This window comes from Dinghuibacter silviterrae (genome assembly GCF_004366355.1).
Classification (GTDB): domain Bacteria; phylum Bacteroidota; class Bacteroidia; order Chitinophagales; family Chitinophagaceae; genus Dinghuibacter; species Dinghuibacter silviterrae.
Genome location: NZ_SODV01000001.1, coordinates 889,566 through 909,459 on the forward strand (window position 1 = coordinate 889,566; position 19,894 = coordinate 909,459).

A 19,894-nucleotide genomic window follows, 5' to 3' on the forward strand; every position below is an offset into this window, starting at 1 on the left:
GCAGTCATGAAACAAACATCCACGGCCTCTTTGGCAGAAGAATTCCGCGAGCAAGTTCGGGCCAATTTTTTTAACGAAATCCGTCCCGCCAATACGCAAACCCGTCAGACCCCGCAACATATAGCCCTGGTCACCGTTGCCCAGGCGTATTTTGAACGGGGCGACCTCGATCATTTCTCCTCGTTCCTCAGGGAATCCCAATACTTCACCGACCTCTGGACGGCCCACATGATCATGGAGCACGGTCAGCCCGGCGAAGCCCACAAAGCCCAGGCGCTGGAGGTTATCCGCAAATACGCCAAGGGGTGTATGAATCCGGAGATTATTGCGGAGGAGAAGAGTTGGTTGGCGGTACATGGGATGGGGAATTAGCCAAGGCGTATTGCGCCGCGGCGCTTGCCAGTCTTTTTCGAATATGGGACACCAATAACCTTGGCGCCAGCACCTTCACTCCGTCGCCGAACCCGATGATCTCGCGTTCCAGCTCGAAGTTAAGGACCACGTCGATCTGGATCACCACGCCTTCTATCGTATGCTCCAAAACCTTTTGGGATGGGTGTAGGGGTTTGGTCAATACGTAAGGTGCATTGGCTTTATCAAAGCAAAGGACCACTTTTTGCGTTCGGTCCTTTTCTGTTTTTGTTACCCCAATAACATTGTCATAATAATGATCGAGGTCTGCGCCCTGGTACTCCCGGTAAGACACACCGGGCTCCCCGGTGCAGGCTTCGATACGATCCAGCGCCAGGGTGAGTAATGAGCTGGTGGGTTGGGCACACGCGATGAGGAACCAGCGGTTGCGGTACTCCTTTAGGAGGTAAGGATAATAGAGCCCCTCCCTCGCTTCGGCGGTTTTAAAGGATTTGTAGGTGATGCGCAATACCGTCTTGCGAACGATCGCCTGGTACAAGGGCTGTATGTACCCGAGCCCCTTCAATTGCTCGTTGCCTTCCATCTGGAGGACATTGCTACCCTGGTGCGCCGACCGGTAAAGGCTGTTTTCGAGACGGGCGATCAGGTCGCTCATGTCCCCGAAGTAGGCAAATCCTTTCATTTGCCGCAGGAACCGGACGATATCCTGCATTTTCTCCACATCCGCCGGTTTGATGGTGGCCTGGACGATGCTGTAAGCTTCGTCGTCATAAGTATAATACTTCCGTTCGTTCACCACGATGGGCGCGTTGTACCCCAGTTTGTCGCTGCGCATCAGCTGGATGTCAGCCTGTAGGGTCCGCTTGCTGACGCCCCCTTCTATACCCTCTGTCTGATACAACACGTCGGAGACCTTTTCCACCAGGTCTTCCAGGGTCCACTTCCGGCGACGGTTTCTTAGACAGTCGTCGATGATCTTATACCGCATGAGGGCGAGCTTGTTGATCGACATGGACATGAAAGTAAAAAAATATTTTTTACTACGCAGGTCTATTGCGTAGTAGGGGATGCATCTTTGATCTATCAAACCAAAGGATATGAAATTCAATGCCAAGTCTATGATTGTCAACCATGAAGGAGCAGAAGCTTTTTCCCTGGGCGCGGAAATGGAATTGTTTTCGGCAGTGGCGTCCACCTTTGTTGGCGACGCCTTTTACGAGCACGAGGACGAACGGCTGAACCGTATCCAGTCGCTGGTGCGCCGTGTGTCGCCTGTTTTCGTGGCAAAGCTGGCCGTCTACGCTCGCCGTCAAATGAATCTGCGGTCCATCCCGCTCGTCCTGACCATCGAGCTTGCCAAAATACACCAAGGGGACGACCTGGTTGCCCGAGTTGTCCGGGAAGTCGTACAACGCCCGGATGAAATCACGGAGCTCCTGGCGTATTACCAATCATCAAACGGCCGGAAGGGTGAGAAAAAACTATACAGCCTGTCCAAACAATTGCATAAAGGTTTGGCGGCCGCATTCAACCGCTTTGACGAATACCAGTTCGCCAAATACGACCGGGCCGGGGATGTTATGCTCCGCGACGCGCTTTTCCTGGTGCATCCCAAAGCAAAGGACCAGACCCAGCAGGCCTTGTTCGATAAAATCGCCCGCCGCGAGCTGGCGACCCCCTACACCTGGGAAACGGAAATTTCCGTCCTTGGTCAAATGGGTTTTGATTCGCCGGAAGCGCGTCGCGCCGCCATCGCTGCCCAATGGGAGGCGCTCATCGACAGCCAAAAGATCGGGTACATGGCTTTGCTCCGGAACCTGCGGAATATCCTGCAGGCCGGTGTCAGCGCGAACCATATCCGAAAAGTCGGGGAATATCTGGCAGACCCGGAAGCCGTGCGCCAGTCCAAGCAATTGCCGTTTCGTTTTTTGGCGGCCTACCGGGAGTTAAAGTCAATCCAAACCGGGTCTACACCGTACTTGATGGATGTGCTGGAACGGGCGCTTCAACAAAGCACCGCTTCCCTTCCGGGTTTTGACATCGATACCCGCTTGGTGATCGCCTGTGACGTGTCCGGTTCGATGCAGAAAGCGGTATCGGCCCGCAGCAAGGTATTGTTGTATGACATTGGTTTGTTGATGGGTATGTTGCTCCAGTCCAAATGCACCCACGTGCTTTCCGGGATTTTCGGCAACACCTGGAAAACGGTGGCCCTGCCGACCCAGGGCGTCCTGTCCAACGTGGACGCCTGGTACGCGCAAGAAGGGTCGGTGGGTTATGCCACCAACGGGCATCTTGTCATCGAGGACTTGATCGCTAAGAAATACGTGGCGGACAAGGTCATGATGTTCACGGACATCCAGCTCTGGAACAGCCAGACCGGAACAGATTCCGTGGCTAAGAAATGGTCGGCCTACAAAAAGATCGCACCCCGGGCGCGGTTGTACCTCTTCGACCTCGCCGGCTACGGCCAGGCGCCGCTGCGCGTGAACGGCGACGACGTCTACCTCATCGCCGGGTGGTCAGACAAAGTCTGGATGACGCTACAGTCGATGGAAAAGGGTGCCGGGGCGCTGGACCAGGTAAAACAAATTGACTTATAAAGACATTGTAGGATGCCGTTAGAAGCGGGTTACTTCGTTATGGTCGAACGGGCTACTTCAGCCCGGCACTTGCTTCGCCTGTTGCTCCTGCATATATTACCAAACGGTTCATGGGTGCCGTAGATAAGGGCTACTTCGTGTCGCGGGTTCGAGCCCCGTCCGCTGGTCTGGCCTTGTCCAGACCGGCGGTAGCTCAGCCGGTAGAGCAGATTGCCTTTTTCGCCATGTTGCCCCATGATTTTTAACGTTGACATATTTATGGAAAAAAATATCACCGCCGCCGACTTGCTGTCGCTCGGCTACACCGAAGGAAAAGCCCTAGGGTTGGCGCTGCAGGCTACAAAGACTTCTGCCGGGATCACGCTCGACGTGCTAACAGACCTTCTTGCGCAACCCGGGCAATTCCTGGGCCACGAATATTTATCGGCCGTTGCTAACCAATTGATGAACGACCAGGTCCCGGACGAGACGATTTCCCTGCGTGAAGCCGGCGATGGCTACGCAATTTTTGGCGAGGACAACATCGAAGCCGGTGCCCGTTCCCAAATGGATATCGCGATGCGTTTGCCTGTCACCGCCGGCGGGGCATTGATGCCCGACGCCCACCAGGGATACGGACTGCCCATCGGCGGCGTATTGGCCACCCGTAACGCGGTAATTCCCTATGGGGTCGGCGTGGACATCGGATGCCGGATGGCGCTGTCCATCTTCGATATTCCCGAGGCCTTCTTCACCGAGAACCGTGCCCGTTTCCAACGCGAGTTGATCGCGCAGACAAGTTTTGGGGCGGGTGCCGGGTTCCAGGGCCGGTTCAAAGCCGACCACGCGGTCCTCGAACGCCCCGAATTCCGGCAGACCGCCTTGTTGAAACAACTACAAGACCGGGCGCACGCACAACTCGGTTCGTCCGGGGGTGGCAACCACTTTGTGGAATGGGGCATCATTGGCTTTGCAGAGGACGATCCGGCGCTGGGTGTTGTGAAGGGCCGTTATGTGGCGCTGCTTTCCCACTCCGGTTCGCGCGGCCTGGGCGCGACCATCGCAGGACACTATACCCGGCTGGCAAAGGATCTTTGCAAGCTGCCCCAGGAAGCAGCCAACCTGGCGTACCTCGGCCTGGAAAGTGAAGCCGGACAAGAATACTGGATGGCCATGAACCTGGCCGGCGACTACGCCTCTGCCTGCCACGAAGTCATCCATAGTAAGATGACCGTGGCTATGGGCGGACAGCTGCTGGCCAAAATTGAAAACCACCACAACTTTGCCTGGAAAGAAACCTGGAACGGTGAGAACGTGATCGTACACCGCAAGGGCGCCACACCCGCGGCCAAAGGAATCCTGGGGATCATTCCTGGATCAATGACCGCCCCTGGGTTCCTTGTACGCGGTAAAGGGGATGTTCAATCGATCCAGTCCGCCTCCCACGGAGCAGGCCGCCAGATGAGCCGTACCAAGGCGATCGCGTCTATCTCAAAACAGGATATGCGCGCCCTTTTAAAAGCCAACGACGTCACCTTGATCGGCGCCGGTCTTGACGAAGCTCCCATGGCCTATAAGAACATTCACCAGGTGATGGCGGCCCAAACCGACCTCGTGGACGTGGTGGCCATGTTCGAGCCGAAGATTGTACGGATGGCGGATGACGGGAGTAAAGAAGACTAACGGTAAAACACAAAAAAGGTTTCTCCCTCCGGCGAGATAAACGCATCCCGCAGGTAAAGCGTGTCCCCCGCAAAAGACAACTGCCCGGACGTGGTGATGAAATCACCCGTTTGGGCTTCGTTGTTGAATTGGTAGTCGGTATCGATGACCGCTGGATAGGTCACCGTCGTCACCTTGTACGTGGAACTGTCCACGATCTTTCCGTTGAGCTTGGTATAGTAGATCCCGTTCGGCTCCAGCCCCAGCTTGACCACCGAACCCGCCGGCTCGAACGTCCAGAAGTTCCAGAAGCCCTGAATGGATCTGTAAGAAAATGTCCATTCACCGTAGATCGACGAATCGTTCACGGTTTGGCCTGTAGAAGACAGCGGAGCCAGGGCAACGTGTTTGTGGCAGGCAGTGAAGGTGATGGCGGCAAGGAGGATCAGGCGTTTCATATCCGTATGACAACGCCGTCTGGGAAACAGTTGCACCAATAGAAAAGGGTTCCAAGAGGAACCCTTTTCATTGCCTGTGGACCCTGCTGGGCTCGAACCAGCGACCCGCTGATTATGAGTCAGCTGCTCTAACCTGCTGAGCTAAGGGTCCGACGCGCGGGGCTCACCCCGCGCAGAAGGTTGCAAAAATAGAAAAATCCCGGTGAAATCCTATTTCTTTGCGCCATGCCGACAGTAAAAAACCTTATACTCGACTTGGGAGGCGTCCTGTTGAACCTGGACTATAACCGGACCAAGCAGGCTTTCAGGGCGTACGGCGTCCCGGATTTCGACGCCCATTATACCCAATTTAAAGGATCCACCCTGTTTGACGACCTGGAAACCGGAAAGGTGAGCAACGAGGCCTTTTATAGGGCACTGAAAAGCGAACTGGGCCTGGACTTGACCGATGACCAGATCAAGGCGGCGTGGAATGCGATGTTGCTGGATTTCCCGGTCGAACGCATCGAATTTTTAAAAGACCTGAGGACGCGCTACCGGCTTTTCCTTTTAAGCAATACCAACGCCATCCACTATGAAGCCTTCCAGAAGACCTTCCGGGAGGCGAGCGGGAAGCACCTGGATGACTTTTTTGACAAGGCGTATTACTCCCACCTGCTCGGGCTGCGTAAACCGGGGCCCGAACCGTACCAGGCCATCCTGGACGAACAAGGACTGAAACCGGAGGAAACGCTTTTTGTGGACGATACCTTGCCCAACCTGGCGGGCGCGCGCGAGGTTGGTATGCAAGTGATTCATTTACAAGCACCTGCAACCCTTGAAGGGCTGGGGCTATAAGCCGCAAAAAAAGCGGGGAAAACTACTTAACCTCCTCGAAATCAATGTAATCCCCCATCTTGTCCCAGTTGGGGTTGGTTTTGGTTCCGGCGGGGGAAGACGGTCCGGGTTTAGGCGTGGCCGTGGTGTGTTGATGGGCGGCCTGCTGGTGGGCAAACTGGCGGCGCACCTGCCGTACGGTGCGCATAACTGGCAATACTACCCTGACGATCAGGCTGAAGAGAAAGAAGCCCAGTATAAGCAGGAAAAAATATAAAAGCGATTCCATGGTCATACGTCCGCGACTTGTTGAAGGGGCGGACAGCTAAGTTACGCAAGGCCGGTGTTAAGGTTTTTTTAAATCCAAGCCCGGAGAACATTTGGAGGTTACAGGTAAATTATACTACCTTTGCATCGGACAAGGATACAAAAGAAGGGAACGACATCGTTCCCTTCTCGTTTTCCCGGAGGGCCCGGTACGGGCGGACCGTAGGTCGGGGCCGATGGGTTTCAATATTATGATCAACGAGACGCAAAAAGAGGCAATCACCCAGATGATAACGTCGGTGATTGCCGGTGATCCATCGATCTTCCTGGTGGAGGTAAAGATTAAGCCGACGAATAATGTAAAGGTCTTCCTCGACGGGGACTCGGGTATTTCGATCCGGCAATGTGCAGACTACAACCGTGCCCTGTACAAGCTGCTGGAGGCGAGCGCCTTGTTCCCGGATGGTGACTATTCCCTTGAAGTTTCCTCTCCTGGTCTTGACGAGCCCCTGAAACAGGAGCGGCAGTACGTCAAGAACATTGGACGGGATGTGGAAGTGGTTACCCAGGATGGTGCGAAAATCGAGGGGAAATTGGAAAAGGCGGATGCGGAAGGATTGGTAGTGGTTGAAGAGAAGGGAAAAAATAAGAAAAAAGAGATCATACAACACACGATTCCTTTTAATAATATTAAGACAACAAAAATTCAAATTAAGTTTTAACGGGTTTGTTATGGCAAGTATTAACCTGATCGAGTCATTCCAGGACTTTAAGGACGCTGAAAATATCGACCGTCCTACGCTGATGAAAGTGTTGGAAGACGTGTTCAAAACGTTGCTTCGTAAAAAATACGGATCCGACGACAATTTTGACGTGATCGTCAATACGGAAAAGGGTGACCTGGAAATCGTACGCCGGCGCCTGATTGTGGAGGATGGAGAAGTGAACGACCCGCTGGCGGAAATCGCCTACAGCGACGCCACGAAGATCGAGCCCGACTTCGAGGTAGGGGAAGAGCTTTATGAAGAAGTAGACATCCTGGACTTCGGGCGCAGGGCCATCCTGGCCGCCAAACAAACGCTGGCGAGCCGCATCGGGGACCTGAAGAAGAACGTCCTGGTAAAGAAATATTCGGACAGGGTGGGCGAAATCGTCTCCGGAGAAGTATACCAGGTATGGAAGAAAGAAGTATTATTGCTTGACGAAGAAGGCAATGAGCTGATCCTGCCCAAAAGCGAACAAATCCCATCCGATTACTTTAAGAAAGGAGAAAATATACGCGCCGTGGTGAAAAAGGTGGAGTTGAAAAACAACACACCGGTGATCATCCTCAGCCGTACGCATCCGAGCTTCCTGGCCAAACTCCTGGAGATCGAGGTGCCGGAAATCTTCGACGGTTTGATCGCGATCCGCAAGATCGTACGCGAGCCGGGCGAAAGGGCCAAGGTAGCGGTGGAATCCTTCGACGACCGGATCGACCCGGTAGGGGCCTGTGTGGGCATGAAGGGTAGCCGTATTCACGGGATCGTCCGGGAGCTGAAGAACGAGAACATCGACGTCATCAACTGGACCAACAACATCAACCTGCTGATCCAGCGTTCCCTGACACCCGCCAAGATCACGTCCATGGACGTAGACCTGGAGCGGAAGCACGCGGACGTTTACCTGAAGCCGGACCAGGTTTCCCTGGCCATCGGCCGCAAGGGGGTCAATATTAAACTGGCCTGCGAATTGACGGCTTTGGACATAGATGTCTACAGGGACAATGAGGGTGAGGTGGAAGAGTTCGACATCGACCTGGATGAATTTGCGGACGAAATCGAACCCTGGGTGATCGACGAGTTCAAACGCATCGGTTGTGACACGGCCAGGAGCGTATTGGACCTGACGGTTTCCGAGCTCGAACGCAGGACGGACCTGGAAAAAGAAACGATAGAAGACGTAAGGCGCATCCTGAAAGAAGAATTTGAGGCTGAATAGAGCACAAGGATTGCTACATTTGGGCTGTAAAAATAATTAAATGACGGGCAGGTCTCCGGGTGCCGGAGCCTTCCCGTCCGGTGAATAAATTTATGTCAGAAGCTACAACACCGCGATTGATGGCCGCCGCCAAAGAGTTCAATATCGGCAAAGACACGCTGGTAGACTTTTTGGAGGGCAAGGGATTTAGCCGCGACGACTTGAAGCCTACCTCGAAGCTCACGGAAGATATGTACCGTGCGCTGCAACAGGGCTTCCAGACGGACAAGGCAGCGAAGGCCAAAAGCGATCAGATCGAGATCCCCAAGGGAGCTATGGTGGATCCGCTCAAGAAGAAGAAGAAGGAGGAAGAGGAAGAAGCCCCGGTGAAGAAGGAAGCGTTCAAGACGCCCCTTCCCAAGGAAGAACCGCGTGCAGAAGCGCCCGTAGCTCCACCACCCCCGCCGCCGCCCGCTCCGGAACCGGCGCCGGCCCCGCCCCCCGTGGCGGTGCCCGAACCCCAGGCAGCCGCTCCTGCGGCCCCTGCGCCCCCGGCGGAAAAGATCACGAAGATCGATGCGCCCGAGCTGGAAGGACCGAAGGTCATTACGAAGATCGACCTGGATGCCCTGGATGCCAACCGTGGACGAGGCAAGGGCGGCAAAGCCAAAGAAGAGGAAGAAGTGAAGGAGGTGGCGAAGCCTCAGCCGGCGGAAAGCCCGCGCCAGGAAGCGCCCGCACCCGTAGCGGAACCAGAGAAAAAGGCGGCCCCTGCGACCGCCGCGCCCGTTGCATCCGCGCCCGCAGAACCGGCCCAGCCGGTTCGCGCAGAAGCGCCCGCTCCGGCAGCCCATGCCCCGGTAGCCCCCGCCCCCCCGGCAGCCCCCAAAACCGAAACTCCGGAACCGGATAAGGAACAGGAAAAAGTGATTACCAATATTCGCGCAGAAAGGCTGGAAGGCCCGAAGATTCTCGGGAAAATCGACCTCCCGGTCAACAACGATACCAGGCCGAAACCCAAGGAAGAAAAGCGCAAACGCAAGCGCATACCTCTCGACAAAAAAGGCGAGCCCGGCCAGGACTTCAACAACCGTGGCGGCGGGGATCCGAACAGACCCAAGACGCCGTTCCAGCATAACAATACCCAGGGCGGCGGCCCCAACCGTGGCGGCTTTACGCCCGGTGGTGGTGGTCCCAATCGCGGCCCGCACCAGGGCGGTGGTGGTCCCAACCGTGGTGGCTTTACACCAGGTGGTGGTCCCAACCGCGGTCCTCACCAGGGTGGTGGACCAAATCGTGGTCCTCACCAGGGTGGCGGCAACCGGCCCGGTCAGGGTCCGGGCGGCCGTCCCGACCGTGGCAGAGGGCCGTTCAAACCGGCCGAACCCCGGGAGATCAATGCCAAAGAGATCCAGGACAAGATACGCGAGACCCAGTCCAAACTGGCCGGTGCTTCCGGCAGGGGCAAAAGCCTCAAGGCCAAGTACCGCAAAGCGAAGCGCGACGAGATGGCCGACCAGGGCGGCGACGAGGGCATGGACAACAAACTCCAGGTCACCGAGTTCATCAGCGTGGCGGAATTTGCCAACCTGATGGACGTTAGCTTTGCCGAGGTTATCAGCAAGTGTATGAGCCTGGGGATCATGGTGAGCATCAACCAGCGTCTGGACGCGGAGGTCATCGAACTGGTGGCCGGCGAGTTCGGCTACGAGGTCGAGTTCATCGATATGAAAGAACAGGATGAATTCGAAACGGAGGAAGAAGAAGACGATCCCGAAGACCTGTTGCCCAGGGCGCCGATCGTGACCATCATGGGTCACGTCGACCATGGTAAGACCTCGTTGCTCGACTATATCCGCAACGCCAACGTCGTGGCCGGTGAAGCCGGGGGGATCACCCAGCACATCGGTGCCTACGAAGTCGTCACGGGCAGCAATAAGAAGATCACCTTCCTGGATACCCCTGGTCACGAGGCCTTTACGGCCATGCGTGCCCGTGGTGCCAAGGGTTCGGATATTGCGGTCATCGTGGTGGCGGCCGACGATGCGGTCATGCCCCAGACCCGGGAGGCGATCAGCCACGCCCAGGCCGCGGGCGTCCCCATGATCTTTGCCATCAACAAAATAGACAAGGAAGGTGCCAACCCCGAAAAAATCAAAGAACAGCTCGCCGGCATGAACCTGCTGGTGGAAGATTGGGGGGGTAAATACCAAAGCCAGGAAATCTCCGCCAAGTCCGGTCTGAACGTAGACCTGCTCCTGGAGAAGATCCTGCTGGAGGCCGAGCTTCTCGAACTCAAGGCCAACCCGGACCGGCTGGCGATAGGGACCATCATCGAAGCCTCCCTGGACAAGGGTCGCGGGTATGTCACCAACGTACTGGTCGAAACGGGAACCCTGAGTGTGGGCGACATCATCGTCGTCGGGCAACACTACGGGCGCGTCAAAGCGATGTTCAACGAGCGCAACCAGCGCGTGGAAGCCGCAGGGCCCTCCGCGCCGGTACAGATGTTGGGTCTGAACGGCGCTCCGCAGGCCGGTGAGAAATTCAAGGTCTTCGAAGACGAATCCGAAGCCAAGGAAATCGCCACCCGCCGCGCCCAGATCCTCCGGGAGCAAGGGCTGCGCGCCAAAAAGCACATCACCCTGGACGAAATCGGACGGCGTCTGGCACTGGGCAACTTCAAAGAACTCAACCTTATCATCAAAGGCGACGTGGATGGTTCCGTGGAAGCCCTCAGCGACTCGCTCCAAAAGCTGTCCACGGAAGAAATCGCGGTTCGCGTCGTCCTCAAAGGTGTGGGACAGATCACCGAGAGCGACGTCCTGCTGGCCACCGCTTCGGATGCCATCATCGTCGGTTTCCAGGTCCGCCCCTCCATGCAGGCTGCAAAGCTGGCAGAGAAAGAAGGCGTCCAGATCAAAGGCTACTCCATCATCTATACCGCCATCGACGAAGTCAAGAGCGCCATGGAAGGGATGTTGGAACCCAAGATCCAGGAAAAGGTCATTGCCAACGTCGAGGTCCGCGAAACCTACAAGTTCGACAAGATCACGGTCGCCGGGTGTTATGTCCTGGACGGCAAGATCTTCCGCAACAGCAAGATCCGCGTGGTCCGGGACGGCATCGTCGTCCACACCGGCGAGCTGGGTTCACTCAAACGCTTCAAGGACGACGCCAAAGAGGTCCAGTCCGGTATGGAATGCGGCTTGAGCATCAAGAACTTCGCGGACGTGAAGGTGGGTGATATTATCGAAGCCTACGAAGAGGAAGAAGTTAAACGAAAGCTATAATGTGTGGACCCCGCCCCGAGGGCGGGGTCTTCCCAAAACCTTGTTAAACCTGATTCGGGCGGGGGCTTCATGGCCCCTGTTTTCTAAATTTGACCGCAGAATCCAGCATATGAAGAAAATTGCTTTGTCCCTTGGTGTACTTATCGGCGCCGTCGCCTACGCTTCCGCCCAAAAAGTGGTAGCGGATAAGATCGTGGGGATCGTCGGGGATAAGATCATCCTGAAGTCGGACATCGACGGCCAGATCGACCAGGCCAAACGTGAAAATATGCTGGATGCCCATCCTGAACTGGGCGATCCTTGCTATCAGATGCAGGCCCAGCTCACCAACAAAGCCCTCGTCCTGCAGGCGGAGAAAGACTCCATCCCCGTGTCGGATGAAGACGTGGAGAACGAGCTCGACTTGAAGATCCGGAACTTCATCCAGATGTACGGTGGGAAGGAAGTCCTCGAACAAATCGCCGGCGAATCCATCTACCAGATCAAGGACAACTTCCGCCAGGCCATCAAAGAAAACCTGCTCGCCGGCGGGGAGCGCAAAAAAGTGGTGGACGACGTTACCGTTACCCCCACGGAAGTAAAGGATTTTTACGACAAGATCCCCAAAGACAGCCTGCCTTACTTCGAAAGCCAGATGCAGGTGGGTGAGATTGTCATCACCCCCAAGAACAACCTGGAACTGGACCAATACCTCCGGGACGAGCTCAACCAATACAAGTCCGATATCGAATCGGGCAAACGTTCCTTCGAGCTCATGGCCAAGCTGTATTCCGACGACCCCGGGTCAAAGGACCGCGGCGGCTTGCTCCAGGTCAACCGCACCGACAAGAACATCGACGCCATCTTCCTCAACGCCGCTTTCCGGTTGAAGGAAGGCCAGGTATCACCGGTCATCAAAGCCAAGGACGGGTATGACATCATCCAGATGGTCAGCCGTTCCGGGGACGATGCCACGGTCCGGTATATCCTCAAAGCCCCCCAGGTGTCCGACGCCGAGATCAACTCCGCCAAGTCCAGGCTGGACAGTATCCGCGCCCTGCTCATCGTGGGCAAGCTCAACTTCGGCCAGGCGGTAGCGTTGTATAGTGAAGACGACAACTCCAAGGAATACGGTGGTCTCATGATCAACCCCAACGATGGTTCCACCTTCTTCACATACGAAGATCTGGACAAAGACATGATCGACGTTGTCAAGGGGTTGAAACAGGGTGAATATTCCCAACCCATCGTGTACACCGACCGGCTCAAACGCAACGTACGCATCCTCCTGCTCAAGTCACGCACCGAGCCCCACCGGATGAACCTCACGGACGACTACAACCGTATCGCCGACGCGGCCCTGGGTCAGAAAAAGAACGACGTGTTCGTAAAGTGGCTCTACAAGAAGATCCCCTCCTATTACATCATGATCGATCCGGACTACACAAAGTGCTCCAGCCTGAGCATCTGGACGCAGTTCGCCAACCCGGAGACCAAGGCGCCGATCGCCAGTAAGGGAACCAACTAAGGTTACCAGCCCGCGCCTGCTACATCTGTGCGGAAACGTTCCATGTCCTTCCGGTCCTGAAGGGTCACGTACACGGTACGCCCGTCCGGCCCTCCGAATATGAGGTTGCTGCAATTCTTCCCATTGAGCGGCACCTCCCGGAGGAGCTCGCCTTCCGGGGAGAAGATGGCGATCACGCCCTTGCCGTATCTCGAAATGTAGAGGTTCCCTTTCTTATCACAGTGCATCCCGTCCAGGCCATAGTCGTTAAAGGACGTGAAAAGCCGTTTGTTCATCACGTTCCCCAGGGTGTCGATGTCGTACGCCCACACCTTTTTCTGGACGCTTTCGTTGACGTATAACGTCTTTTCATCCGGGCTCAGACAGATCCCGTTGGTGGTGCCCATGTTTTGTTGGAGGAGGTAGTATTTCCCGTCGGGTTCTATCCGCCAAACCTGGCCGGTGGAATCCCTCCAGCTGGGATCGGAAGCCAGGATATAGCCATACCGGCTGACCACGAGATCATTGGGCTGGTTGAACTGGGGGTTGTGGCAAAACACGCTGACCTTTTTGGCGCGGTCCACCACAAGGACATTGTGTCCCGTGAAATCGGCGATGTACATATTCCCCCTGGCGTCGAAACGGATGCAATTCCCGGTGCTTCCCTGGGGAAGGTTGAGGTAGACCTGGGCTTTGCCCCCGGTATCCACATAAGCAATGGTTCCGTCGTGTTCGAGGTTGACGACAAACAGGCTGTCGTGGTAGACTCCGGGTCCTTCTATATTGTTTGTAAACAGGTTGGGTGCGGTGAAATCTTTGGACTCAAAGAGGTGTGCCTCTTTGGGGCCTTTTTGGATGAGGGGAATGGAGTTGCAAGACGAAACGATCAAAGCCAAGGCTGCAAAAACTATTGTCCGGTACATACTGTATTCCTATATTTATTTTCTAAGGTCGTTATATTTTGCGATACCCCGGCAAGGATATTGGTTTGCGCATCCGGAGGGCCACCCCCGATGACGTACCGTTGCTGGCTGCCATGGGCCGGAAGACTTTCTACGAAGCATTCAAAGACGCCAATACGGAAGAAAACATGACCCTTTTCCTGGACAGTCAGTTCCGGGAAAGCGTGATTGCCGCGGAGATGGAAGAGACGGACGCCGTCTTTTTCCTAACCTATCACGGGGACGAACCCATCGGGTTCACCAAAGTCCGTACGGGCCACGAGCCGCCGGAGCTGGGCCCCGCCCCAGGCGCGACCGCCGCCGCTGCCCCAGGCGCGAGCGACGCCCCCGATCCCCGCGTATTGCGCGCCTTGGAGATAGAGCGCATTTATGTGCTAAAACAGCATCAGGATAAAAAGGCCGGCAGCTTTATGATGGCCCACAATATCGCCTACGCGAAGGCGCAGGGTTTTACCCTTGTGTGGCTCGGCGTATGGGAGCATAATACAAGCGCCATCCGTTTTTACGAGCGTCACGGGTTCACGCCCTTCGGGTCGCATATTTTTATCGTGGGCACCGATCCGCAAAAAGATATATTGATGAAGAAAAATATATGATTTTTGACGCGGTTAATTGTTTAAATTGATGTGAAATTGACTGCTGAAACATGAGTTTGGATCATTTGCTCCAGGAATATCGATGTCCCGATGGGATTTGGGATGAAATGTGCGGTGTCGATCATATAAGGGAGCACTATCAAAAGGTGTTTTCTTCGCTTCGGCAGCTGGACGTAAATGCGTTGGTTCAAAAGGACCGGCTGGCTGCTGAACTTTTCATGAACCAGGGGATCACCTTTACCGTGTACAGCGACAACCAGGGAATCGAACGTATTTTTCCCTTTGACATCATACCCCGGATCATCCCCGGTTCGGAATGGGACCATATTGAAAGCGGTATCGGGCAACGGCTAAAAGCCCTCAACCTTTTTTTAAAAGACGTTTATCACGAACAAAACATTATCCGGGACCGGATCATTCCGGCAGGGCTCGTTGCATCCTGTCCGCACTATACCCGGGAGGCCTTTGGGATCAAAGTGCCCCACGATATCTACGTTCATATTTCGGGAATCGACCTGATCCGTGGACAGGACGGCCGCTTTCTTGTCCTCGAAGACAACCTTCGGACGCCCTCCGGGGTGAGCTATATGCTCGAAAACCGGGAAGTGACCAAGCGCATCTTCCCCCACCTGCTGACGGACAGCCACGTCCGCCGGGTGAGTAACTATCCCTTGCTCCTCCACGAAATCCTTCTCCAGCTCGCCCCCACCCAGGTCTCGGACCCGACGATCGTTCTGCTGACACCCGGTGTTTTCAACTCCGCTTACTATGAACATACCTTCCTGGCGCGGCAAATGGGGATCTCCCTGGTGGAAGGAAGGGACCTCACGGTCGACAACCACAAGGTCTATATGAAGACCACCAACGGTCTTGAAAGGGTCCACGTCATTTACCGGCGCATCGACGACGAGTTCCTGGATCCCCTGGTCTTCCGGCCGGACAGTGCCCTGGGCGTACCCGGGCTGATGAGTGCCTACCGGAAGGGGAATGTCGCTATTGTCAATGCCATTGGGAACGGGGTGGCCGATGACAAGGCGGTGTACGCCTATGTTCCGGATATGATCCGGTATTACCTGAACGAAGAACCGATCCTGCCCAATGTTCCCACCTATCAGCTCAGCGATCCCGACGCGAGGGCGTATGTCTTTGACCATATCCAGGGGATGGTGGTCAAGCGGACAAACCAGTCCGGGGGGTACGGCATGGTGATGGGCAACAAGGTAACAGACGGGGAATGGGCGAAAGCCCGGTTGGAAATCGAAAAGGAATCCCGGAACTTTATCGCCCAACCCATCATCCCGCTCTCTACGGTTCCGTGTTTTATCGACGGAGAATTCCGGCCCCGCCACGTCGACCTGAGGCCGTATGCGTTATACGGGCCCCAGGGGGTGAAGATCGTCCCCGGCGGCCTGACCCGCGTGGCCCTGAAGGAAGGCTCGCTCGTCGTCAACAGCTCCCAGGGCGGTGGCAGCAAGGATACATGGGTAACGGATCAATTTGGAACGCATGCTTAGTAGAATCGCAGACGCATTATTCTGGTTAAACCGCTATATGGAAAGGGCCGACGGCCTTCTGCGCGTGGCCTCCGTGCACTACACGCTGTCGATGGACAAGGATGTGAACGGCAAGATGACCTGGCAGCCCCTGTTGGAGCTTTTTACAAAAGCCACGGGTGAGGAGATCGTCCGCCTGGAAAACGACACGGAGGGCGTCCTCAAACGGCTCCTGACGGATACCGGCAACTCCAATTCCTTAAGGGTCATCGTCACCCGGGCCCGGGAAAACGCCCGCGGCGTCCAGGACCATATCACCAAAGAGGTATGGGAAGCCGTCAATTCCATTTATCACCTGGCGGAAGGGAAAGGGTTGGAGGACCAATTGACCAGCTACGGTGCCCTGAATGTGATGGAACAGTTCGCCCGTCACTGCGTCCTGTATACCGGCATCACCGATATCACCATGCCGAGGGGCGTGGGCTGGAATTTTATGAATATGGGCAAGTACCTGGAGCGAAGCCTCGAAACCCTTGCCCTTACTGACAAACAATTCCAGCTCATCGGGTACGACCTGGAGGATCCCCGGGACATCATGCAATGGCGTTATCTTCTGCTCTCCCTGTCCGGGTATGAGCTCCACCTGAAAAACTACCGGAGCGCTCACTATGCACGCAATGTCCTCCACCAGGTGCTCTTTAACGAGCAATTTCCGCATTCCCTGTTGTATGCCCTCACCCGGTTGGAACGCCACCTCAAAAATGTGGTAAAGGAAAACCGTTCCGGTGAGAGCGACGCCCTTTTGAGGCATTTCGGGCGACTACACGCCAAGGTCCGGTACATGGATATGGACAATATAAATGGTCGTATTTTGCAGGAATTCTTTGCAGAGCTCCGGTTGGAGCTGTTGCAGTTCAGCAAACGATTGAGCCAGCACTTTTTCTCTTATAGCTAGTATCGATATGCCCACGTTCAGGATAGTGCACATTACGAGATATGAATACGACAGACCGGTCAGGGAAAGCTTGAACGAGATCCGGATCTATCCCTATCCGTGCCCCGACCAGGAAGTGCTCCAACACGACCTGCACATCACGACCCAGCCCGACGTCCATGTATTCAGTGACTACTGGGGGAACAAAACAGGCGTGTTCAACGTGCTTCCGCCCCACCAGTTGCTGGTCATAGAAAGCCGGCTCCTGGTACGCACGACCGCTTCTTCCCAGCTGACGCTCAATTTCCACTCTACTTTTGAACAGTTGGAAGCCGAGATGGAACACCAGCTCCAACTGCTCGAACTGGCCAACCCCGACCTCCTCTCCTCCGCCGGTGCCATCGCCGGGCTCGCCCGCACCCTCTTGCAACCCGGTCGCAGCGTAGCCGCCGTGGTGGAAGCCTGTAGCGAGTATATCTACAAAAACTTCAAATACATCAAGGGGATCACCGACGTCGAAACCACCGTCGACGAGATCCTCGAAAAGGGCGCGGGTGTTTGCCAGGACTTTGCCCACCTCATGCTCCAGATCCTGAGGTCCTGCCGCATCCCCTCCCGCTATGTCAGCGGCTATATCTGCCCCAACAAAAACGGCATGCGGGGGGAAGGCGCCACCCACGCCTGGGTCGAAGCCTGGATACCCGCCCACGGCTGGGCAGGGATAGACCCGACCAACAATATCTGGGTCACCAACAAGCACGTCAAACTCTCGGTCGGCAGGAACTTTGACGATTGCAGCCCCATCCGCGGCGCCTTCAAGGGCCCCGCCCGCCAGACACTATCCGTTTTCGTATCCATCGGCTATGAGGATGGAAAGGTCTCCGAGGAGCTGAACAATATCCACCAGCACAGCACCTCTGGGGAGCCCCCGGAAGGAACCCTGGAGGGGAGCTTTGCGGGGCAGCAATAGCATTTTTCCGCTATTTTTGGCAATATGAGAAGATCCCTCCTCCTGTTGTCGCTGACCGCGGCAGTATGCGCTCATGCACAATACAAACCCTCCGCCCTTTTCGCTCCCGAGTTCTATACCGGGCGGGGTACGCTTCAACACAGCGCGAACGGCGCACCGGGCCCAGCCTATTGGCAGAACCGGGTGGACTACCACCTCGCCGCCATCATCGACACCTCGGCCAAGACCCTGACGGGCACCGAGACGATCGACTATACCAACAACAGCCCGGATTCCCTGGATTGTGTCTGGCTGCAACTCGAACAAAATACCTACAAGCCCGACGCCCGGTCGAACTATGCCACCCCTTTCCATCCCAGTCCGGATCAACACACCACCGGCTACGCCTTTGACGAGGTGACCATCGGCCAGACCGGCGCAAAAGCGGATTATATCGTTGCGGATACGCGCATGCAGATCCGGTTGAAAAAACCCCTGGCACCCAAAGGGGGTAAGATCAGCCTGCACATCCGCTACCGTTACCAGATCCCGGGTGACTTCGGGGGCCGGACGGACTATACGGTCACCCAGAACGGCACCATTTTCGAGATCGCCCAATGGTATCCCCGCATGAGTGTGTACGACGACTCCAGGGGATGGAACAACCTGCCCTTCTTAGGTCCTGGCGAATTTTATCTCGAATATGGGGACATCGACTATAGCATAACCGTTCCCTGGGATATGATCGTTGCAGGTTCGGGTGAGCTGCTCAACCCCGGCGATGTGCTGACCCCCGCGCAGGTGAGCCGCCTGGCTGCCGCCCGCGCCAGCGATAAAACCGTCATGATCCGTTCGGTGGCCGAAGTGGGAGACCCCGCTTCCCGCCCGGTCCGTAGCGGGACCCTGACCTGGAAGTTCCGGATGAAGAATACCCGCGACGTAGCCTTTGGAGCGTCGCGCGCCTATGTCTGGGACGCCGCCCGTGTCAACCTGCCCGAGGGCAAAAAATCCCTGGCTATGTCCGTCTACCCGGTCGAAAGCCAAGGTGATCAAGCCTGGGGAAGGGCGACCGAATACCTCAAAAAGTCCATGGAGTACTTCTCGGAAAAGTGGTTCGTTTATCCTTACCCCGTGGCCGTCAACGAAGCGGGTATCGCCGGCGGTATGGAATACCCGGGGATCGTTTTTGACGGGATCACCGACAAGGGCAAGGAGTTGTACTGGGTAACCGCGCATGAAATCGGGCACAACTGGTTCCCCATGATCGTGGGTTCGGACGAACGTCGCTACGGCTGGATGGACGAAGGTTTCAACACCTTCATCGACGTCTATGCCTCCGACAATTTTAACCATGGAGAATACGCCCCCAAACGCGACGCCGAATACGCCGAACACGGCGGTAACCCGGCCGACGAAATCCTTCCCATCCTCTCGGACACCAATGCTCCCGTCATCATGACCACCGCCGACGGCGTGCCCGAAAAGTACCGGCATTCCATGGTCTATTTCAAGCCGGCCTTTGGTCTCGTCCTGCTCCGCGAACAGATCCTGGGCCCCGACCGTTTTGACTATGCCTTCCGGGAATATATCCGTCACTGGGCCTACAAACATCCCAAACCCGACGACTTTTTCCGCTCCATGGAAAACAACGCGGGCGAAGACCTGGCCTGGTTCTGGCGCGAATGGTTCTTCCACAACTGGACCCTCGACCTGTCTTTGAAAGACGCCCACTACGACGCCGCCAAGGGCACATCGGTCACCGTTGTGAACCTCAGTCGCATGGCGCTACCCTGCAAACTTGTCGCCACCAGCGCTTCCGGCGCCTCGGTCACCCTCTCCCTCCCGGTGGAAACCTGGGTCCAGCAATCCCAGGTGACGCTCACGCTCCCCGGTTCCTTTACCACCATCACCTTAGACCCTGATCACGTCATCCCGGACATGGACCGCTCCAACAATACGATCCAAGTCCCCAACTAAGCAACCAACTGCCCGGCACTGGTTTGTCATTAAGCCTCCCGGATAGACCGAGGGGGGGTAGGTCCATTTTACCTCTTTTCCTCAGGTG

General features: G+C 56.0%; 18 protein-coding genes and 1 tRNA gene. 13 read left to right on the forward strand and 6 right to left on the reverse strand.

Annotation, left to right across the window (positions count from 1 at the left end):
* Positions 1-6: 6 nt before the first annotated feature.
* Positions 7-372, forward strand: a complete 366-nt coding sequence (locus EDB95_RS03915) for a hypothetical protein (protein ID WP_133990785.1) — start codon at positions 7-9, stop codon at positions 370-372.
* On the opposite strand, the gene EDB95_RS03920 is transcribed toward EDB95_RS03915, so the two are convergent.
* The gene (locus EDB95_RS03920; RefSeq protein ID WP_246073496.1) at positions 323-1,390 is read right to left on the reverse strand and encodes a helix-turn-helix transcriptional regulator; all 1,068 of its coding nucleotides are present in this window, start codon (positions 1,388-1,390) and stop codon (positions 323-325) included. The two genes, EDB95_RS03915 and EDB95_RS03920, sit on opposite strands and share 50 nt — an antisense overlap.
* 79 nt (positions 1,391-1,469) lie before the next feature.
* On the opposite strand from EDB95_RS03920, the gene EDB95_RS03925 reads away from it, so the two are divergent.
* A complete protein-coding gene (locus EDB95_RS03925) occupies positions 1,470-2,975 on the forward strand; it encodes a TROVE domain-containing protein (RefSeq protein WP_133990787.1) in 1,506 nt (501 codons plus the stop codon).
* A 29-nt stretch (positions 2,976-3,004) separates the two neighbouring features.
* Here EDB95_RS03925 and EDB95_RS03930 read toward each other — a convergent pair whose 3' ends face one another.
* On the reverse strand, positions 3,005-3,229 hold the full coding sequence (locus tag EDB95_RS03930; protein ID WP_133990789.1) for a hypothetical protein: 225 nt from the start codon (positions 3,227-3,229) through the stop codon (positions 3,005-3,007).
* Positions 3,230-3,233: 4 nt separating this feature from the next.
* Between EDB95_RS03930 and EDB95_RS03935 the strand changes: the two genes are divergently transcribed.
* Positions 3,234-4,637 carry an RtcB family protein gene (locus tag EDB95_RS03935; RefSeq protein WP_133990791.1) on the forward strand — a complete coding sequence of 468 codons (1,404 nt, stop codon included), beginning with the start codon at positions 3,234-3,236 and terminating at the stop codon, positions 4,635-4,637.
* Here EDB95_RS03935 and EDB95_RS03940 read toward each other — a convergent pair.
* Both EDB95_RS03940 and EDB95_RS03945 read right to left on the reverse strand, forming a co-directional pair.
* Positions 4,634-5,074, reverse strand: a complete 441-nt coding sequence (locus tag EDB95_RS03940) for a hypothetical protein (RefSeq protein WP_133990793.1) — start codon at positions 5,072-5,074, stop codon at positions 4,634-4,636. The genes EDB95_RS03935 and EDB95_RS03940 overlap by 4 nt on opposite strands.
* A 77-nt stretch (positions 5,075-5,151) precedes the next feature.
* Positions 5,152-5,225: transfer RNA gene (locus EDB95_RS03945), tRNA-Ile, on the reverse strand.
* A gap of 74 nt (positions 5,226-5,299) precedes the next feature.
* Here EDB95_RS03945 and EDB95_RS03950 point away from each other — a divergent pair.
* Positions 5,300-5,911 carry an HAD family hydrolase gene (locus EDB95_RS03950; RefSeq protein WP_133990795.1) on the forward strand — a complete coding sequence of 204 codons (612 nt, stop codon included), beginning with the start codon at positions 5,300-5,302 and terminating at the stop codon, positions 5,909-5,911.
* Between the two features lie 22 nt (positions 5,912-5,933).
* Here EDB95_RS03950 and EDB95_RS03955 read toward each other — a convergent pair whose 3' ends face one another.
* Positions 5,934-6,185, reverse strand: a complete 252-nt coding sequence (locus EDB95_RS03955; RefSeq protein ID WP_133990797.1) for a hypothetical protein — start codon at positions 6,183-6,185, stop codon at positions 5,934-5,936.
* A gap of 223 nt (positions 6,186-6,408) precedes the next feature.
* Between EDB95_RS03955 and EDB95_RS03960 the strand changes: the two genes are divergently transcribed.
* The 4 genes from EDB95_RS03960 to EDB95_RS03975 all read left to right on the forward strand — a co-directional run bounded on the left by EDB95_RS03960 (position 6,409) and on the right by EDB95_RS03975 (position 12,916).
* Positions 6,409-6,879, forward strand: a complete 471-nt coding sequence (locus EDB95_RS03960; protein WP_133990799.1) for a ribosome maturation factor RimP — start codon at positions 6,409-6,411, stop codon at positions 6,877-6,879.
* A 10-nt stretch (positions 6,880-6,889) separates the two neighbouring features.
* A complete protein-coding gene (nusA, locus tag EDB95_RS03965) occupies positions 6,890-8,137 on the forward strand; it encodes a transcription termination factor NusA (protein ID WP_133990800.1) in 1,248 nt (415 codons plus the stop codon).
* A gap of 92 nt (positions 8,138-8,229) precedes the next feature.
* The gene (gene infB / locus EDB95_RS03970; RefSeq protein WP_133990802.1) at positions 8,230-11,409 is read left to right on the forward strand and encodes a translation initiation factor IF-2; all 3,180 of its coding nucleotides are present in this window, start codon (positions 8,230-8,232) and stop codon (positions 11,407-11,409) included.
* Positions 11,410-11,518: 109 nt separating this feature from the next.
* Entirely contained in the window at positions 11,519-12,916 is a 1,398-nt protein-coding gene (locus tag EDB95_RS03975) for a peptidylprolyl isomerase (RefSeq protein ID WP_133990804.1), read from the forward strand.
* A gap of 2 nt (positions 12,917-12,918) precedes the next feature.
* On the opposite strand, the gene EDB95_RS03980 is transcribed toward EDB95_RS03975, so the two are convergent.
* A complete protein-coding gene (locus EDB95_RS03980; RefSeq protein WP_133990806.1) occupies positions 12,919-13,818 on the reverse strand; it encodes an SMP-30/gluconolactonase/LRE family protein in 900 nt (299 codons plus the stop codon).
* Between the two features lie 38 nt (positions 13,819-13,856).
* On the opposite strand from EDB95_RS03980, the gene EDB95_RS03985 reads away from it, so the two are divergent.
* The 5 genes from EDB95_RS03985 to EDB95_RS04005 are packed head-to-tail and all read left to right on the forward strand — an operon-like array spanning position 13,857 to position 19,806.
* Positions 13,857-14,453, forward strand: coding sequence for a GNAT family N-acetyltransferase (locus tag EDB95_RS03985; protein ID WP_133990808.1), 597 nt, complete (start codon positions 13,857-13,859; stop codon positions 14,451-14,453).
* A gap of 50 nt (positions 14,454-14,503) precedes the next feature.
* Positions 14,504-15,967, forward strand: coding sequence for a circularly permuted type 2 ATP-grasp protein (locus tag EDB95_RS03990; RefSeq protein WP_133990809.1), 1,464 nt, complete (start codon positions 14,504-14,506; stop codon positions 15,965-15,967).
* A complete protein-coding gene (locus EDB95_RS03995; protein WP_133990811.1) occupies positions 15,960-16,901 on the forward strand; it encodes an alpha-E domain-containing protein in 942 nt (313 codons plus the stop codon). The genes EDB95_RS03990 and EDB95_RS03995 overlap by 8 nt, the downstream gene beginning before the upstream one ends.
* 7 nt (positions 16,902-16,908) lie before the next feature.
* Complete coding sequence (locus tag EDB95_RS04000; protein WP_133990813.1) at positions 16,909-17,850, forward strand: transglutaminase family protein; 942 nt, start codon at positions 16,909-16,911, stop codon at positions 17,848-17,850.
* Positions 17,851-17,874: 24 nt separating this feature from the next.
* The gene (locus tag EDB95_RS04005) at positions 17,875-19,806 is read left to right on the forward strand and encodes a M1 family metallopeptidase (RefSeq protein WP_133990815.1); all 1,932 of its coding nucleotides are present in this window, start codon (positions 17,875-17,877) and stop codon (positions 19,804-19,806) included.
* The last annotated feature ends 88 nt before the right edge of the window (positions 19,807-19,894 follow it).

Bases quoted from the DNA above. Each gene is read 5' to 3' on its own strand.
- EDB95_RS03915 (WP_133990785.1), top strand. From the start codon at position 7: ATGAAACAAACATCCACGGCCTCTTTGGCAGAAGAATTCCGCGAGCAA.
- EDB95_RS03920 (WP_246073496.1), bottom strand. From the start codon at position 1,390: ATGTCCATGTCGATCAACAAGCTCGCCCTCATGCGGTATAAGATCATC.
- EDB95_RS03925 (WP_133990787.1), top strand. From the start codon at position 1,470: ATGAAATTCAATGCCAAGTCTATGATTGTCAACCATGAAGGAGCAGAA.
- EDB95_RS03930 (WP_133990789.1), bottom strand. From the start codon at position 3,229: ATGTCAACGTTAAAAATCATGGGGCAACATGGCGAAAAAGGCAATCTG.
- EDB95_RS03935 (WP_133990791.1), top strand. From the start codon at position 3,234: ATGGAAAAAAATATCACCGCCGCCGACTTGCTGTCGCTCGGCTACACC.
- EDB95_RS03940 (WP_133990793.1), bottom strand. From the start codon at position 5,074: ATGAAACGCCTGATCCTCCTTGCCGCCATCACCTTCACTGCCTGCCAC.
- EDB95_RS03950 (WP_133990795.1), top strand. From the start codon at position 5,300: ATGCCGACAGTAAAAAACCTTATACTCGACTTGGGAGGCGTCCTGTTG.
- EDB95_RS03955 (WP_133990797.1), bottom strand. From the start codon at position 6,185: ATGACCATGGAATCGCTTTTATATTTTTTCCTGCTTATACTGGGCTTC.
- EDB95_RS03960 (WP_133990799.1), top strand. From the start codon at position 6,409: ATGATCAACGAGACGCAAAAAGAGGCAATCACCCAGATGATAACGTCG.
- nusA (WP_133990800.1), top strand. From the start codon at position 6,890: ATGGCAAGTATTAACCTGATCGAGTCATTCCAGGACTTTAAGGACGCT.
- infB (WP_133990802.1), top strand. From the start codon at position 8,230: ATGTCAGAAGCTACAACACCGCGATTGATGGCCGCCGCCAAAGAGTTC.
- EDB95_RS03975 (WP_133990804.1), top strand. From the start codon at position 11,519: ATGAAGAAAATTGCTTTGTCCCTTGGTGTACTTATCGGCGCCGTCGCC.
- EDB95_RS03980 (WP_133990806.1), bottom strand. From the start codon at position 13,818: ATGTACCGGACAATAGTTTTTGCAGCCTTGGCTTTGATCGTTTCGTCT.
- EDB95_RS03990 (WP_133990809.1), top strand. From the start codon at position 14,504: ATGAGTTTGGATCATTTGCTCCAGGAATATCGATGTCCCGATGGGATT.
- EDB95_RS03995 (WP_133990811.1), top strand. From the start codon at position 15,960: ATGCTTAGTAGAATCGCAGACGCATTATTCTGGTTAAACCGCTATATG.
- EDB95_RS04000 (WP_133990813.1), top strand. From the start codon at position 16,909: ATGCCCACGTTCAGGATAGTGCACATTACGAGATATGAATACGACAGA.
- EDB95_RS04005 (WP_133990815.1), top strand. From the start codon at position 17,875: ATGAGAAGATCCCTCCTCCTGTTGTCGCTGACCGCGGCAGTATGCGCT.